The organism is Hathewaya limosa, assembly GCF_030815255.1.
GTDB classification, from domain to species: Bacteria; Bacillota; Clostridia; order Clostridiales; family Clostridiaceae; genus Hathewaya; species Hathewaya limosa.
Genome location: NZ_JAUSWN010000001.1, coordinates 1 through 16555 on the forward strand (window position 1 = coordinate 1; position 16555 = coordinate 16555).

At 27.9% G+C, this 16555-nt stretch carries 15 protein-coding genes; 13 read left to right on the forward strand and 2 right to left on the reverse strand.

The genetic code is table 11. The annotated features are described in order from the left end of the window. The 8 genes from QOZ93_RS14015 to QOZ93_RS00035 form a co-directional block, all read left to right on the forward strand. Positions 1 to 213, forward strand: a 213-nt coding sequence (locus QOZ93_RS14015) for a reverse transcriptase domain-containing protein (RefSeq protein ID WP_340342880.1), incomplete at its 5' end; no start/stop codon positions are given. A gap of 60 nt (positions 214 to 273) precedes the next feature. Next, positions 274 to 660: a group II intron maturase-specific domain-containing protein gene (locus QOZ93_RS14020; protein ID WP_340343054.1), complete on the forward strand. Its 387-nt coding sequence runs from the start codon at positions 274 to 276 to the stop codon at positions 658 to 660. Positions 661 to 823: 163 nt separating this feature from the next. After that, positions 824 to 2698 (forward strand): sensor histidine kinase, encoded by a 1875-nt coding sequence (locus tag QOZ93_RS00010; protein WP_307354633.1) that lies wholly within the window; start codon positions 824 to 826, stop codon positions 2696 to 2698. Between the two features lie 23 nt (positions 2699 to 2721). After that, positions 2722 to 3414, forward strand: a complete 693-nt coding sequence (locus QOZ93_RS00015; RefSeq protein WP_307354635.1) for a response regulator transcription factor — start codon at positions 2722 to 2724, stop codon at positions 3412 to 3414. Between the two features lie 684 nt (positions 3415 to 4098). Beyond that, a complete protein-coding gene (locus tag QOZ93_RS00020; RefSeq protein ID WP_307354636.1) occupies positions 4099 to 5520 on the forward strand; it encodes a basic amino acid/polyamine antiporter in 1422 nt (473 codons plus the stop codon). Between the two features lie 287 nt (positions 5521 to 5807). Next, the gene (locus QOZ93_RS00025; RefSeq protein ID WP_307354637.1) at positions 5808 to 7217 is read left to right on the forward strand and encodes a basic amino acid/polyamine antiporter; all 1410 of its coding nucleotides are present in this window, start codon (positions 5808 to 5810) and stop codon (positions 7215 to 7217) included. Positions 7218 to 7803: 586 nt separating this feature from the next. Next, a complete protein-coding gene (gene pruA, locus QOZ93_RS00030; RefSeq protein ID WP_111943987.1) occupies positions 7804 to 9351 on the forward strand; it encodes an L-glutamate gamma-semialdehyde dehydrogenase in 1548 nt (515 codons plus the stop codon). Positions 9352 to 9567: 216 nt separating this feature from the next. Next, positions 9568 to 10434 carry a YitT family protein gene (locus QOZ93_RS00035; protein ID WP_307354638.1) on the forward strand — a complete coding sequence of 289 codons (867 nt, stop codon included), beginning with the start codon at positions 9568 to 9570 and terminating at the stop codon, positions 10432 to 10434. 62 nt (positions 10435 to 10496) lie between these two features. Here QOZ93_RS00035 and QOZ93_RS00040 read toward each other — a convergent pair whose 3' ends face one another. Beyond that, a complete protein-coding gene (locus QOZ93_RS00040) occupies positions 10497 to 10742 on the reverse strand; it encodes a metal-binding protein (protein WP_307354639.1) in 246 nt (81 codons plus the stop codon). Between the two features lie 127 nt (positions 10743 to 10869). Between QOZ93_RS00040 and QOZ93_RS00045 the strand changes: the two genes are divergently transcribed. Next, the gene (locus QOZ93_RS00045; protein ID WP_307354640.1) at positions 10870 to 11445 is read left to right on the forward strand and encodes a nucleoside recognition domain-containing protein; all 576 of its coding nucleotides are present in this window, start codon (positions 10870 to 10872) and stop codon (positions 11443 to 11445) included. A 12-nt stretch (positions 11446 to 11457) separates the two neighbouring features. Next, entirely contained in the window at positions 11458 to 11979 is a 522-nt protein-coding gene (locus QOZ93_RS00050; RefSeq protein ID WP_307354641.1) for a spore maturation protein, read from the forward strand. Between the two features lie 103 nt (positions 11980 to 12082). Here the strand turns inward: QOZ93_RS00050 and QOZ93_RS00055 are convergent, their stop codons facing one another. Further along, a complete protein-coding gene (locus QOZ93_RS00055; RefSeq protein ID WP_307354642.1) occupies positions 12083 to 12274 on the reverse strand; it encodes a hypothetical protein in 192 nt (63 codons plus the stop codon). Positions 12275 to 12572: 298 nt separating this feature from the next. Here QOZ93_RS00055 and QOZ93_RS00060 point away from each other — a divergent pair, with 298 nt between their 5' ends. From QOZ93_RS00060 to hypD, 3 genes are read left to right on the forward strand one after another with little or no spacing between them, the layout of a single operon-like run. Continuing rightward, the gene (locus QOZ93_RS00060; RefSeq protein ID WP_111943981.1) at positions 12573 to 13136 is read left to right on the forward strand and encodes a helix-turn-helix domain-containing protein; all 564 of its coding nucleotides are present in this window, start codon (positions 12573 to 12575) and stop codon (positions 13134 to 13136) included. A gap of 31 nt (positions 13137 to 13167) precedes the next feature. Beyond that, on the forward strand, positions 13168 to 14070 hold the full coding sequence (locus QOZ93_RS00065; RefSeq protein ID WP_307354643.1) for a trans-4-hydroxy-L-proline dehydratase activase: 903 nt from the start codon (positions 13168 to 13170) through the stop codon (positions 14068 to 14070). A gap of 4 nt (positions 14071 to 14074) precedes the next feature. Further along, positions 14075 to 16441: a trans-4-hydroxy-L-proline dehydratase gene (gene hypD / locus QOZ93_RS00070; RefSeq protein WP_307354644.1), complete on the forward strand. Its 2367-nt coding sequence runs from the start codon at positions 14075 to 14077 to the stop codon at positions 16439 to 16441. Positions 16442 to 16555: the final 114 nt, after the last annotated feature.

The window sequence follows — 16555 nt, forward strand, 5'->3', positions numbered from 1 at the left end:
ATGCTTGATGAAGTAGATAAAGAACTTGAGAAAAGAGGTCATAGATTTTGTCGATTTGCAGATGATTGTAATATATATGTAAAAAGCAAAAAGGCAGGAATAAGAGTTATGGCAAGTACAAGAAGAGTACTTGAAGATGTATTAAAACTTAGAGTTAATGAAAATAAAAGTGCAGTAGATTTTGTGACGAGAAGAAAATTTCTTGGTTTTTAATTCTATTTTGTAAAAGGCGGAGCCAATATAAGGATACATGAAAAGTCATATAAAAGATTCATAAACAAAATAAGAAAATTAACAAATCGTAATAAAGGTATAAGTATAGAATATAGAATTTACATGATTAACCAATTAACGATTGGATGGATTAATTATTTTGGAGTAGCGAAAGCTAACGCTAAAATACAAAAAATAGATAGTTGGATAAGAAGAAGGTTAAGAAGTTGTATTTGGAAACAATGGAAAAAGGTTAAAACTAGAGGACGAAACCTCATAAAACTAGGTCTTCCGACCCATAAAGCATGGGAGTACGCAAATACAAGAAAAGGCTATTGGAGAATATCCAAAAGCCCAATTCTTGATACAATCTTAAACAACAAATATATTGAAAATCTTGGTTACAGAAGTATATCTAAAAGATATCAGCTAATACATAATTCTTAATGAACCGCCGTATACCGAACGGTACGTACGGTGGTGTGAGAGGACGCTAAATAAAATAATTATTTAGCTCCTACTCGATTCAAATATTAAGAAAATGTAAGAATTTATATAGATTTTTTTTAAATAAGTAATGATAAAATGTACATAAGGAAGAAGGGATAGTATGAATTTAAATGATAATGAAAATATAAAACATGAAGAAATGACAAAAAATCATGAAAATATAGAGAGTAATATAAGAGAAGATATACATAAGAAAGAGGAGGGTGGAAAGAAACAAGACACGGTTAAATATAGTTGGAGAGATAAACGAAAGTTTAAAAAGGAACAAAAGAAGCTTAAAAGAAAGAACAAAATCAATGTTAGAAAAGAAAAACTAAGACAAATATTAAAAAATGTTCAAGAACAAATAAAGACAAGTTTAAGAATGGAAGTTTTAGCAATAACTATAATATGTTTGCTTATTTCTGTGTTTAGCTATTATTTTGTTGATCGAAACTTAAAAAATAAAATTTCCAAAAATGTTACTATAAGTTTTAAAGAAGAGCGGGAGAATCTTGATAGAGAAGTTAGAACAACTTTAGGAGAATTAATGTATTTTAAACAAGGAATTGATTCTTTTGGAAGAGAAAATCAAGAAGAGTTTAAAAAGATCATTGAAGGAACTTATAATAATAAAAAAAGGCAAATAAATTTATCGATAGAACAATTAAAGGAATTTATTGTATCACAGTATAGTGTGAATCATGATGATATCAATGATGAAGAAATAAGAAAAATTATACAAAATTCAAGTAGTGTAGAAAATGCTATAGAAGAAGTTAAAAAATATATTTCAAGTGATACTTTAAACAATATAAGAATTAATGAAATTCTAAACAGGAGTTTAGGGAATGGAAATGTTTATTTAACTGATTTAGATGGGAACATAAAATTTAAAGGTAGTAATACTTTTGTGGATAAAATAAATGTATATGGTTTTATAAATAAGTTATATTCATCAGATAATGAGGAGGCAAATCAATATTATGCATTTTATCCAGTGAAAATATTAAATAGTAATTACTATTTAATGTACGATAATAGTTTGCATGGTACAGAAGTTGTTTTTTATACATCTGAAAGTAAATTTTTCGCATCTATAGTTGCATTTGTAGTATTTATTATCTTATTTTTATTAGCTACAAAGAAGAAAATTCAATATATAGAGTATATATCAAAATCTTTAAGAGAAATATCTAAAGGAAATCTAGATTATAAGGTAAATATAGAGGGAAAGGATGAATTAGCTATTGTAGCCTATGATATTAACTATATGGAAGAACAAATTAAAGACAAAATAGAAAAGGAAAGAAGAGCTGAAAAAACTAAAAATGAATTAATTACTAATGTTTCACATGATTTAAGAACTCCTTTAACTTCTGTAATGGGATATATAGGTCTTGTTAAGGAAGGAAGATATGAAAATGAAAAACAAAGAGAGGAGTATTTAAACATAGCGTATAATAAAGCAGAAAAGTTAAAAGTATTAATAGAAGATTTATTTGCTTTCACAAAAATGAATAATAAAGGTGCCCAATTAAATAAAAATAACATAGCTATAAATGAACTTATTCGTCAACTTATAGTTGAATTAGAGCCTATTTGTGAGGAGAAAAATATAGTAATTGATGATAAAATGAAAAAGTCTAATATTATGTTAGAAGTTGACGGAGATAAGATTTCTAGAGTGTTTGAAAATATTTTAAGTAATGCAATAAAGTATAGTTCCCCAAAGGAAAAGATAGAAATTAATATTGAAGATGATGAAAAATATTGTATAGTTAGCATTTCGAATAAGTGCTATGATATAAGTAAAGATGAGTTAGATAAACTATTTAATAGATTTTATAGAAGTGATAAATCTAGAAATTCTTCAACAGGGGGTAGTGGTTTAGGTTTAGCCATTGCTAAAAGTATTGTTGAAGCACATAATGGGGAGATATGGGCATCTTATGAAGATGATAGGATTTTCTTTAATGTAAGATTATATAAGTAAATTGCAATAAGGGGTGAGAGTTTGTGGAAAGAAATAAGATATTAATTGTTGATGATGAAGTTGAAATATGTGATTTAATATCTATATATATTAAAAATGAGGGGTATGAACCTATAAAGGCAAAGGATGGCTTAGAAGCTTTAGAAATATTAAAAAAAGAAAAAATAGATTTAATAATTTTAGATATTATGATGCCTAATTTAAATGGTATAGATACTTGTATAAAGATAAGAAAAGATAATAATATACCTATAATTATGCTTTCGGCTAAAAGTGAAGATATGGACAAGATATTAGGACTTTCTACTGGGGCTGATGATTATCTTACAAAACCTTTTAATCCATTGGAATTAGTTGCAAGGGTGAAATCACAGCTAAGAAGATATAAAGTTTTAAATAATTATGCAAATAAAAAAGAAAATGTTATAAATATAGGGGAGTTAGAGATTTATTTAGATGAACACGAAGTTAAGAAAAATGATAGAGTTATTAAACTTACTCCAACAGAATTTGATATTTTGAAGTTACTTTCTATTAATAAAGGAATGGTTTTTAGTGCTGAGAGAATTTATGAAAAAGTTTGGGGAGATAGCTTTTTTGATTCAGCAAATACTGTAATGGTCCATATTAGAAGGTTGAGAGAAAAAATAGAGGATAATGGAAGAAACGCCCAGTATATTAAAACAGTATGGGGTGTTGGATATAAGATCGAGTAAGAAAAATTTTCATAATAAAAACGTAGGAGTATATGAGTTATTAGAATTTTAATATTCATATACTTTTTTTGTTTATAAAAAGAAAAAAGTATATGAATATTGTTGAAAAATAAAGAATTAATTCAAAATAATAGAAAATATAGAATACATTTAAATAAACAAGTTCAAAATTATATAAAAAAATAAAATATGTAAAAAAAATTAAAAAAATTTTTAATTGAATTATATGCACAAAAACTTAAAGATTATTCATGGTAAAAAATACAAAATTGTTTATAGATACATATAAACTAAGCAAATCAAGAATTATAAATTTCTGAAAAAACTATTTCATGCAAGGTAATTACTAAAAAATAAGAAAAATTCGAAACTTTTTAATACTAATTGTTTCTTAAATTCGAAAAAGAGTTGTTAAATATTTATTCAAGGAAAAAAATTCAATAAATGCAATAAAAATTTAAATAATAAAAAAAAAACAAGAAAAAGACAAAAATATGAATTTACAAGATAGACATAATTAATTATAATAAGACATGCAAAGAGAAATTTCATATATATTTCTACATTTTTTTCAGGGATTATACATAATTAATATTAGACAAATATAAATGAAAGATTCTTTGTAAAACTGTTAAAAAATTAACAGGGAATACAATAAAATACCTTATAAAAGGAGAGATATTTATGGAAAATAACCAAAACGAACATAAGCTAGGTCTTATGATGCTTGTTTTACTAGGTATCGGTTCTATGATTGGCGGAGGAATTTTTAATAGTCCTACAGACTTAATTTCTGGGTCAAATCCTCAAGCAGCATTTTTAGGATGGACTATTGGTGGTATAGGTGTTATTTTCTTAGCATTAGTATTTAGTATGTTAGCTAATAAAAAGCCAGAGTTAACAGGTGGTGTTTATACTTATGCTAAAGAAGGATTCGGTGACTTTGCTGGATTTAACTCAGCTTGGGGTTATTGGATTAGTGCATGGTTAGGAAATGTTGCATTCGTTATTTTACTATTTAAAACTATCGCTGACCTTGCAGGTGGAATGAATAAGTATGTATCATTTATATTAGCATCAATATTCTTATGGGCAGTTCATTTTATTCAAAATAAAGGTGTTAAAAATGCAGGTGTTATTAATGCAGTAGCTACAGTTGCTAAATTAATACCAATTGCATTAGCCGTAGTATTAGGAATAGTTGTATTCAAAAAAGATACTTTCTTTGTTGCAAACTGGCAAACAGTTTTAGCAGCAACAGGACAAAAAACTACAGCATTACAACAAGTCAGTGCTTCAATGAGAACAATATTATGGTGCTTCATTGGTGTAGAAGCTGCTGTTGTATTATCTGAAAAAGCTAAATCACAAAAAATAGTTGGTAAAGCCATCGTTATAAGTTTAATCTGTACATTAGCTATATACATGTTAGTATCATTAATAGCTATGGGTGTAGTTCCAGCAGAACAATTAGGTAAATCAGCTACTCCATTCGCAGCATTATTAGGTGCTACAGCAATTGGTAAAGCTGGAGCAGTAATTGCTCAATTAGGACTTATTATTTCATTATTTGGTGCATTTGTTAGCTGGGTTATGTTAGCAGCAGAAACTCCATATGTTTTAGCAAAAGATGGTGCTATGCCAAAATCATTAGCAAAAACTAACAAATATGGTTGTCCAGTAAATTCATTATTACTTACAACTGTATGTACTCAAATATTCTTATGTTCTATGTTATCTGATTCATTACAAAAAGGTTATTCTGTAATGTTTACAATAGCTACAACAGCTATCTTAATACCTTACTTATTCTCAGCATTCTATGGATTTAAAGTTTCATTTGCAGAAAAAGATAAGTTTACAGGTGTAGATAGATTAGTAGGTACTTTAGCATCAATATATACAATTTATGTTGTGTATGCAGTAGGATTAGTTAACCTAGGATTAACAGTTATATTATATGCATTAGGAAGCTTTGTATATATAAAAGCTAAGAAGGAAGACGGAAAAGAAGTTACAGGAAAAGAAAAAGTTGCAATGGTTATTTTCTTTATAATTTCTATAATAGTAATCTACCTAATTGCAACAGGGAAAATTGCAGTGTAATATAATTTAAAAAATTATACTTACTGAACTTTTATTTAATTATAAAACTAAAAATACAATACAAAAGGACAAACCTTAAGAGCTAATCACTTTATTGTGGTTGGCTCTTTTTGGGTCGTGTAATTATTATACAAAAAAAATCATAAATATGCAATAGCAAAATATTAATCCTAATTTTAAAAGTTTATAAATATTTTAAGGTAAATTGATAATAATAAATTTAAGAAATAAATTTTTTACTAGTTACTGAAAAAATTATATATAAATGAAGGGAGAGAAAAAGGGGAATGAAAGAAAATGATAAATTAGGATTAAGCATGCTAGTTTTAATAGGCATGGGTTCTATGATAGGTGGAGGAATCTTCAATAGTCCTACGGATCTTATTAACTTAGCTAATCCACAAAGTGTTGTTATTGCATGGATAATTGGAGGTATAGGAATTATTGCCCTAGCCATGGTTTTTAATATGTTGGCAAATAAAAAACCAGAATTAACAGGTGGTATTTATACTTATGCAAAAGAAGGTTTTGGAGAGTTTGCAGGGTTTAATTCTGCTTGGGGATACTGGATAAGTGCTTGGTTAGGAAATGTAGCTTTTATAGTTTTATTAGTAAAAACCTTAGCTGATTTAGTAGGTGGAATGAGTGCCATTGTATCCTTTGCATTTGCAACTGTACTTTTATGGGCAGTTTATTTATTGCAAATTAGAGGAACTAAAAATACAAGTATAATAAATTCAATAGTAACAATAGCAAAACTTATACCAATTGTTCTTGCTATACTTTTAGGAGTTTTTATTTTTAAAAAAGATATCTTTTTCGTTCCTAATTGGCAAAATACATTAGCATCTACAGGGAGTGCTACAAATTTATTAAAGCAAGTCAGCGGTTCTATGGGAACTATTTTATGGAGTTTCGTAGGAATAGAGGCAGCAGTGGTTTTATCTGAAAGAGCAGAATCACAAAAAATAGTAGGAAAAGCAATAATTATTAGTATAATAGCAACTTTAGCAATATATATGTTTATTACAATTGTTAGTATGGGTGCAATACAGGCTAATAGTCTTTCTAAGTCCGTAACACCTTTTGCAGATTTATTAGGAAAAACCGTAATAGGAAAATCTGGTTCAATTATAGCAAAGCTAGGACTAATAATTTCTTTAATAGGTGCCTTTATTAGTTGGGTAATGTTAGCTGCAGAAACACCATATTTAGTTGCTAAAAGCGGTAGTATGCCAAAATGGCTTGGTAAGTTAGATAAAAATGATGTTCCAAGAAATTCACTTATGGTAACTACAATTTTGACACAAATATTTTTATTTTCTCTTTTATCAGGTGCATTTCAAAAGGCATATTCAATGTTATATAATATAGCAACTACATCTATATTAATACCTTATTTCTTCTCAGCTATATACGGAGCCAAAGCGGCTTTAGGAGAAGAAAAATTTACAGGTCTAGATAAGGTTATTGCAATAATAGCTACTATATATACTATTTATGTAATTTATGCCGTAGGAATCCTTTATTTAGGACTTACAGTAATCTTATATGCATTAGGAATTTATGTATATATAAAAGCTAAAAAGGAAAATGGTAAGGAAATTACATCAGGGGAAAAAATATGGATGGCTATTATTTTAATTATATCTATTTTAATGATAATAGGATTGGCCACAGGTAAGGTAGCTATATAAAATAAAAAAGTATATATAAATTATTATACAAAGATTAAGGGTTATACTAATAAGGATGTATAACCCTTTTTATAAAGATTTGTTCATAAAATATTAATTAATATTTTTATGAGATATATAATTTTTTAACAAGGTAATAAATAAATTTATAAAAGGAATAATAATAAAATGTGAACAAATTTAATGATAATGAAATAAATTTTACACACATAAACAAATAAACTATATAATATACATATAATAAGAGAAGAATTATAAAAAAAAGAAAGTACATAGCACGAAAAAATATTCTGAATTGTTTAAAAAATAACACTAAAAATAGTTGAATATTAGTTGTATATATAATATACTATATATAAATTAAAGATGAAAATGAAAATAATGAATATTTAAGATAAATAAAAAACAAAATTTATTTAGTAGTAAGGTTATATGTATTTAAATGTAAAATTCATTAAAATGAAAAAAAGTTGTTTGCTATGAAAATTAAAAGCTTTTTAATTAGGTGATTAAGTTATATAAATTTTTATATAACTTGTATATAACTTTAAGAGGGTTAAAAAATTTTGAAATGGGGGAAGTATAAATGTTAGTGCCTTACAAGAATGAACCATTAACTAATTTTAATTTACCAGAAAATAAAAAAGCTATGGAAGAAGCTTTAAATTTAATTGATAGCCAAAAAGGAAGACACTTTCCATTGATAATTAATGGAGAAAAAATAGATACTGAAGCAAGAATAACTTCTTATAATCCTTCAAAATCAGCTGAGATTATAGGAACAACAGCTAAAGCTAATAAAGAATTAGCTGAAAAAGCTGTACAAGCAGCTTTAAAAGCTTTTGAAGGCTGGAAAAATGTTTGTCCAGCACAAAGAGCTAATTATTTATTCAATGCAGCCGCTATTTTAAGAAAAAGAAAAAATGAATTTTCGGCTTTACTTGTTGAAGAGGCAGGTAAGATATGGGTTGAGGCTGATGCCGATGTAGCAGAGGCAATAGACTTTTTAGAATACTATGGAAGACAAATGCTTAAGTATGCTAAAGGAATGGAATTAATACCACTTAAAAATTCAATAAATGTGTGCAAATATATTCCGCTTGGAGTAGGCTTAGTTGTTGCACCTTGGAATTTCCCATTAGCTATTTTAGTTGGTATGACTTCAGCTGCTATAGTTTCAGGAAATACTGTAATAATGAAACCAGCTAGTACAACACCAATTATTGCTGCTAAATTTATGGGAGTATTAGAAGAAATAGGACTTCCAAAAGGCGTTGTTAACTATTTACCAGGACCAGGAGGAGAAGTTGGAGATTATTTAACTTCACATCCACAAATTAGATTTATAAACTTTACTGGTTCTAAGGATGTAGGATTAAGAATAAATAAAATGGCTGCTGATTTAGCTCCAGGACAAAAATGGATTAAACGTGTTATAGCTGAAATGGGAGGAAAAGATTTTATAGTTGTAGATAGTGAAGCAGATGTAGATTTAGCTGCTCAAGCTATTGTAACTTCAGCTTTTGGTTTCCAAGGACAAAAATGTTCAGCTTGTTCAAGAGCTATTATAGATGAAACAGTTTATGATGAAATAGTTGAAAAAGTTGTTGCTAAGACTAAAGAATTAAAAATTGGTCCAGCTAGAGAATTTGGAGTAAATGTATCTCCTGTAATAGATCAAAATTCAGTAGATAAAATTTTAAAATATGTTGAAATAGGTAAAAAAGAAGGTAAATTACTTACTGGAGGCGTAAGAACAAGTGAAGAAGGATTCTTTGTTGCTCCAACAGTTTTTGCCGATGTTGATAGAAATGCTAGAATAGCACAAGAAGAAGTATTTGGACCTTTTGTAGCATTAATAAAATCTAAGGGATTAGAAGATGCAATAGAAATTGCTAATGGAACAGTTTATGGATTGACAGGTGCATTTATTTCTAAAAATAGAACTAAAATTGAAATTGCTAAGAGAGAATTACATGCAGGAAATCTTTATATAAATAGAAAATGTACAGGTGCACTTGTTGGTGCAGAACCTTTTGGAGGATTTAATTTATCAGGTACGGACTCTAAAGCAGGTGGTGCAGATTATTTATTATTATTCATGCAAGCAAAATCAATTTCTGAACAATTGTAATCCTTATAAAAAATTAAATATATAAAGAAATATTTTAAAAAAAGTGTCGATAAAATCGGCACTTTTTTTTTCACAATATGTGTAAATATTTTATTGTTTTTGGTATAAGTAAGTGTTACAATATGAAATGATTAAAAGTTTTTAAAAAAATTCAGACAATTAAAGGGGAGCAATTATATTTATTATAAATTTTTAAAATTAGTGGGGGGAGCTTCTATGGTTAAAGTAACTGAACAAAATAAGAAAAAACTTATTGAAGACTATGTACTTATAGTTTTAGGCTGTACTTTGGTTGCAATATCAGTGCAAAAGTTTTTAGCAGAGGGAAACTTAGTAATTGGAGGGTTAGCAGGTATAGCAGTAATTTTAAAATATTTTACGGGTATTAGTATAGCTACTACTAATCTTTTAGTAAATGGACCTTTGTTTTTATTATGGATAAAACAAAGAGGAATTAAAGCAACTATTAGGATAGTAATTACTGTGGTATATCTTTCATTTGCATTATGGTATGTAGAATTTTTGCCATCTATGTTACCTAAAAATAATTTATTTTTAGCAAGTATCTATGGAGCACTGACCTTAGGTGGTGGAATAGGATTAATACTAAGAGCTTCTTCTAGTAGTGGAGGAACTGATTTAGCTGCTAACCTATTGCATTTTAGATTTAAATCTATTCCAATATCTGTTTTTATGCAAACACTTGATTCTACTATTATAGTCATTGGAGCTGTTGTATTTGGAAAAGAAAAGGCTATGTATGCATTGATATCTGCTTTTATAGTATCGAGGGTTGCAGGGTACATATTAGAAGGAGGACATTCTGCTAAGGCAGTATTAGTTATATCAGAAAAAATTGATGAAATTGCACCTAAATTACAGGATTCAATGAAAAGGGGAGGTACATTTGTCAATGGTACAGGTATGTATACTAATAATGAAAAGAAAATGTTATATATGGTTGTATCAAGTAAACAAATATTTAAATTTCAAAAGTTGGTTAATAAATTAGATTCGAATGCATTTATTACTATAACTGATGTAAAAGAGGCTTATGGTAATGGATTTAAGCAATTAGTGTAGTTAAATTAAATAATATTAAATAATAAAAAAAGTCATCGAATTAATGAATAGTTCGATGACTTTTAATTTGTAAAAAATTTTGATGGTAATATTAATTCTTCATTTCTAAAATAAGGGGCTGAAAATGCAAATACTTTTTCGTTTCCACATTTACTACAAGTACATATACATAGGTGATGTGGATAGCCCTCTATAAATTCTACATATAATTCATCTATAATAAGATTACTTCCGCAAAATTCACAAGGAGTGCTGTTGATAATAGAGTATTCACTTTCTATATAAAGCATTGTTTCTTTTGAAATCATTAACTTTCTCCTAATTGATATTTTCAACATATTTTATGGTATCACTAAAATAACATAAACACAAGGAAAAAATTAAGGAAATCATTCATATACATTAATGTAGTAATTATATTTAAGGGGTGATTTCTTGATAAATGGAATTTGGTTTTTACTTATTATTGTAGGTATAATAGTAGGCGTTTTTACGGGAAAAGGAGACGCATTAACAAAAGTCATAGTTTCTTCAGCAGGTTCTACTGTAGAACTTATGATAGCCCTAGTAGGATTAATGTGCCTATGGTGTGGTGTTATTAAAATATTGCAAGAAAGTGGGGCAATGAAATTTATTGCAAAAATATTGCAACCTATTTTAAAGCTTTTGTTTAAAAAAGAAGGCAGAAGTGAAAAGGCTATGGAATCTATTGTAATGAATTTGACTGCTAATAGTATGGGAATATCCAATGCAGCTACTCCAGCAGGAATTAAAGCTATGGAGGAAATGCAAAAGTTAAATACTAATAAAGATTATGCTACTAATGACATGATATTGTTTTTAGTTCTTAATTCTACATGTATACAATTTATTCCTTCTACTATTATTTCTGTAAGGGCAGCGTGTAATTCTAAAAATCCAGCAGTAATAATATTGCCAGCTATACTATCTACAGCTATAGCATCCTTAGCAGGAATTATATTTTGCAAAGTTTTAGAAAAATATTTTTAGGAGGAGCTTAATATGAATTTTACTAAATCTATTATTCCAGTAATAATATTACTTATTATTTTGCTTGGGATGTCTAAGGGAGTAAAAGTGTATGAATGTTTTGTGGAAGGAGCTAAGGAGGGAATAAGTATTTGTATTAGAATATTTCCTTATTTGTTAGCAATGCTTTTAGCAGTAGGGATAATTAGAGAATCAGGAGTGCTTAATTATATTATAGGTGGGGTTGGAAAGGTTACATCTGCGGTAGATTTACCTTCGGAGGTGTTACCTTTAGTCTTAATTAAACCATTATCAGGTAGTGGTGCATTAGGAGTTTTTACAGAAATAATAAAAACATATGGACCAGATACATATGTAGGGGTTTTAGCTTCTATTATTATGGGAACAACTGAAACAATTTTTTATACAGTTTCAGTATATTATGGTTCAGTTAAAATAAAAAAAATTAGACATACATTATGGGCAGCATTACTTGCAGATATGGTAGCAATAATAAGTGCTGTATGCTTTACTAAGTTAATTTTAGTTAGATAGAATTAGAAAATATAAAAACCAGTTACTTTTTAGTATAGTTTTAAAAAGTAACTGGTTAAATATATATATAAGGCGGTTTTAAAAATTTAATTAATTATATAGGCTATTTATTTTTATCTAAAGAGTCAGTGACTAGATTTTCTACATTTTCTTTAAATTTGCCTAATGATTTTTTGCTATAATCAGAAGCATTTATTTTATCCACTTCTTTTTTTAATTTATATAGTAATTCAGAATATAACTTCTTATAATTTTTCTTATAATTATTCTTTTGATTATCTTTTTTTATCCACAAAATGCTCACCTCAAATTAAAAAGAATACTATACTTTATATAGTATGAAAAAAATCATAGAAGTGATAATTTATTAAGGTAAGATAGAGATATGAAGTATAAAAAAATTTAAAAAAATTTCATGAACAAAAATATATTCTATAAAATTTCATATACATAAAATAAATTTTCATGATAGAAAAATAATTTTGAAAATTAGTAGCTTTTTAATTATTATAATAGTATAATAATATTAAGTAAACAATAACTTTTATTATTGTGAAGATATAAAAGAATTTAAATGTGGAAGGGATTTTATTATGACTGGAGATATAGGAAGTAAAATTAAAGAACTTAGAAATAATAGAAAATTAACACTAAAGGAACTTAGTGCTCAAACTAACTTATCTATAGGTTTTTTATCACAATTAGAAAGAGGACTAACTACTATAGCTATAGATTCTTTGGAGAAAATAGCTACAGTATTAGGTGTTGATTTATCATACTTTTTTAATATACCAAGAGAAAATAAAGGAAGTATATTAAGAAGTTATGAAAAAGAAGTTTTTCAAATAGTTCAATCAAAATTTATTGTATATCACCTTTCTAATGATATAGAAAATAGAGATCTATTGCCAAGAATTTACGAAATTTTACCTGAAGAAGGAACTGAAAATTTAACATCTTATCAGCATGATGGTGAAGAATTTGTATATGTTCTTGAAGGAATTTTAACATTATATTTAGATAATACTAAATATGAGTTATATCCAGGAGATAGCTCTCATTATGAATCTAAGTTTATTCACAATTGGGCAAATCATACAAATAAAATAGTAAAAATATTAACGGTTCATACCCCAAATGCATTTAAAAATAAATAGAAACTAGAGTTTTTTAAAAGGGGATGATATTTTGAACAAGGGGATAATTTTTAATATACAAAAGTATTCCATTCATGATGGTCCAGGAATTAGAACTACTGTGTTTTTAAAAGGGTGTCCTTTAAATTGTTGGTGGTGTCATAATCCTGAAAGTCAAAAAAAAGAGCCACAGTTAATGCATTTTAATTCGAAGTGTATTAAATGTGGAAGATGTGAAAATAAATGTAATCAGAATGCTATTTCTATAGTAGATAATAAGTTTTATTTAGATAAAAGTAAATGCACATTATGTGGACAGTGTGCTGATGTATGTGTACAAGCAGCCCTAGAGTTGTCAGGTAAAGAAGTTACAGTAGAGCAAGTGGTTAAGGAAGTTAAGAAAGATGAGATATTTTATGAGGAATCTAATGGTGGAGTAACTTTTTCAGGTGGAGAACCTATGGCACAAATTGATTTTTTAGAGAAAGCACTTAAGGCCTGTAGTAATTCTGGAATTCACACTACAGTAGATACTTGTGCATTTACAACATGGAGTAATTTTGAAAGAATTCTAGATTATACAGATTTATTTTTAGTAGATTTGAAACACATCGATAGTAATGAGCATAAAAAATATACAGGTGTTCCTAATGAAACAATATTAGAAAATATTAAAAAACTTTCAGATTTAGGAAAAAAAATATATATAAGAATTCCCATAATTCCTGGTATCAATGATTCTAATGAAATCATTGATAGAACTATAAGTTTCTTAAGGGATATAAAAATGGATCAGTTAAATCTTTTGCCATATCATAAAATTGGTATGGATAAATATAAAAGACTTCAAGAAAATTATAAATTAGAAGGATTACAAGAGCCTTCACAAAAATATATGCAACAATTGGTAGAATATTTTAAGAAGAATGGGTTTAATGTCAAGATAGGGGGGTAATTTTATGAAAACAAAAAGAGTAGAAAAATTAAGAGCTCAAAGTGTAAATGCAGTTCCATATATTTCTATGGAAAGAGCTAATCTCGTTACAGAGATTTACAAAAAATACCAAGGAGCAGTTCCAACTCCGATTTTAAGAGCATTAGCTTTTAAAAATATTATGGAAAATAAAAAACTTTGTATTAATGATGGAGAATTAATTGTAGGAGAAAGAGGAGAGGCACCAGCCGCAACTCCAACTTATCCTGAACTTTGTTGTCATACTTTAAGCGATTTTGATATTATGGATCAACGTGAAAAAATTTCTTTTAAAGTTTCTGAACATTCTAAGAAGTTCCAAGAGGAAACTATAATTCCGTTTTGGGAAAACAGGGCTATGAGACACATTCTTTTAGAAAATATGACTAAAGAATGGATGGATGCATATGAGGCCGGTATAATAACAGAATTTATGGAACAAAGGGCACCAGGACATGCTGCTTTAGATGATAAAATATATCATAGGGGATTTGGTGATTTTAAAGCTCAAATTCAAAATGAAATAGATAAATTAGATTGTTTTAATGATACTATGTTTTTTGAGAAAAAGGCAGAACTTGAAGCTATGGCTATTGCTTGTGATGCATTAATAATTTATGGTAAGAGATATTCTGAATATGCTAGGGAATTAGCAGACAAAGAAGAAGATTTAAATAGAAAAAAAGAATTAATGGAAATTTCAGAAAGATGTGCGTGGGTACCAGAACATGCACCAAGAAATTTTGCAGAAGCTCTTCAAATGTATTGGTTTGTACATTTAGGTGTAATAACTGAATTAAATACTTGGGATTCATTCTGTCCAGGAAGATTGGATCAACACTTATATCCATTCTATAAACGTGAAGTTGACGAGGGAACTTTAACTAAAGAAAATGCTATGGAATTATTGGAATGTTTCTGGGTTAAGTTCAATAATCAACCAGCTCCACCTAAGGTTGGTATTACACTTGAGGAAAGTGGAACTTACACAGATTTTTGTAATATTAATATTGGTGGGGTTACTAAGGACGGCAAAGATGGTGTTAATGAGTTAAGTTATATGCTTCTTGATGTAATTGAAGAAATGAGATTATTACAACCAAGTTCAAATGTTCAAATTAGTAGATTAAATCCTGATAAGTTTATTAAAAGAGCGGCCAAAATCGTTAGAACAGGATTTGGACAACCATCTATGTTTAATGTAGAAACAGTTATTGAAGAAATGTTAAGAGTAGGAAAATCTATTGAAGATGCTAGATGTGGTGGAACAACAGGATGTGTTGAAACTGGTGCATTTGGTAAAGAACGTTATTCATTAACTGGTTACTTTAATTTGCCTAAGATTCTTGAAGTTACTTTAAATAATGGTGTTGATCCTATGACAGGAAAGCAAATAGGATTAAAGACTGGTGATGTAACAGAATTTAAGTCTTATGATGAATTATTTGATGCATATAAGAAACAAATAAAATATTTTGCTGATGTTAAAATTGAAGGAAATCAAATTATTGAAAAATTATATGCAATAACAATGCCATCACCATTTATGTCAGTTATTATTGATGATTGTATCACTAAGGCTGTTGATTATAATGCAGGTGGGGCAAGATATAATACAAGATATATTCAAGGTGTTGGTATAGGAACTATTTCAGATGCTTTATCATCTATTAAATATAATGTATTTGACAATAAGAAATTTACAATGAAAGAATTAATGGGAGCTTTAAAAGATAATTTTGAAGGTCATGAAGATATATACAATATTGTAAACAATAGAACTCCTAAGTATGGAAATGATGATGATTATGCAGATGATGTTATGAAATCTATATTTGATGCATACTATGATTCAATAAATGGAAGATTAGCTCCAACTGGAGCGACTTATAGAATAGATATGTTGCCAACAACTTGCCATGTTTACTTTGGTAAAGTTATGGGTGCAAGTGCAGATGGTAGACTATCTAGAAAGCCATTATCAGAGGGTATATCTCCATCAAAGGGAGCTGATAAAAATGGACCAACATCTGTAGTTAAATCTGCATCTAAAATGGATCATGTAAAAACTGGTGGTACATTGTTAAATCAAAAATTTACTCCAGATGTAATTGCAGGGGATGAAGGATTAGAAAATGTGAAAAATTTAGTAAGGGCTTACTTCAAGATGGGAGGACATCACATTCAATTTAATGTTGTAGATAAACAAACATTATTAAATGCACAAAAACATCCGGAAGAATACAAAGATTTAATAGTTCGTGTTGCTGGATATAGTGATTATTTCTGTAACTTAAATAAAGTTCTTCAAGATGAAATAATTGAAAGAACAGAGCAAAGTTTTAACTGTTAATTTTTCTTTGATGAAAATTAAACAAGAATTTATAAAAAAAATAGAAAATAGTCTCTCTAATTTGATAAATATTATGCAAAGTTTTACTAAATAGTAGTATAATATTTGTATAGT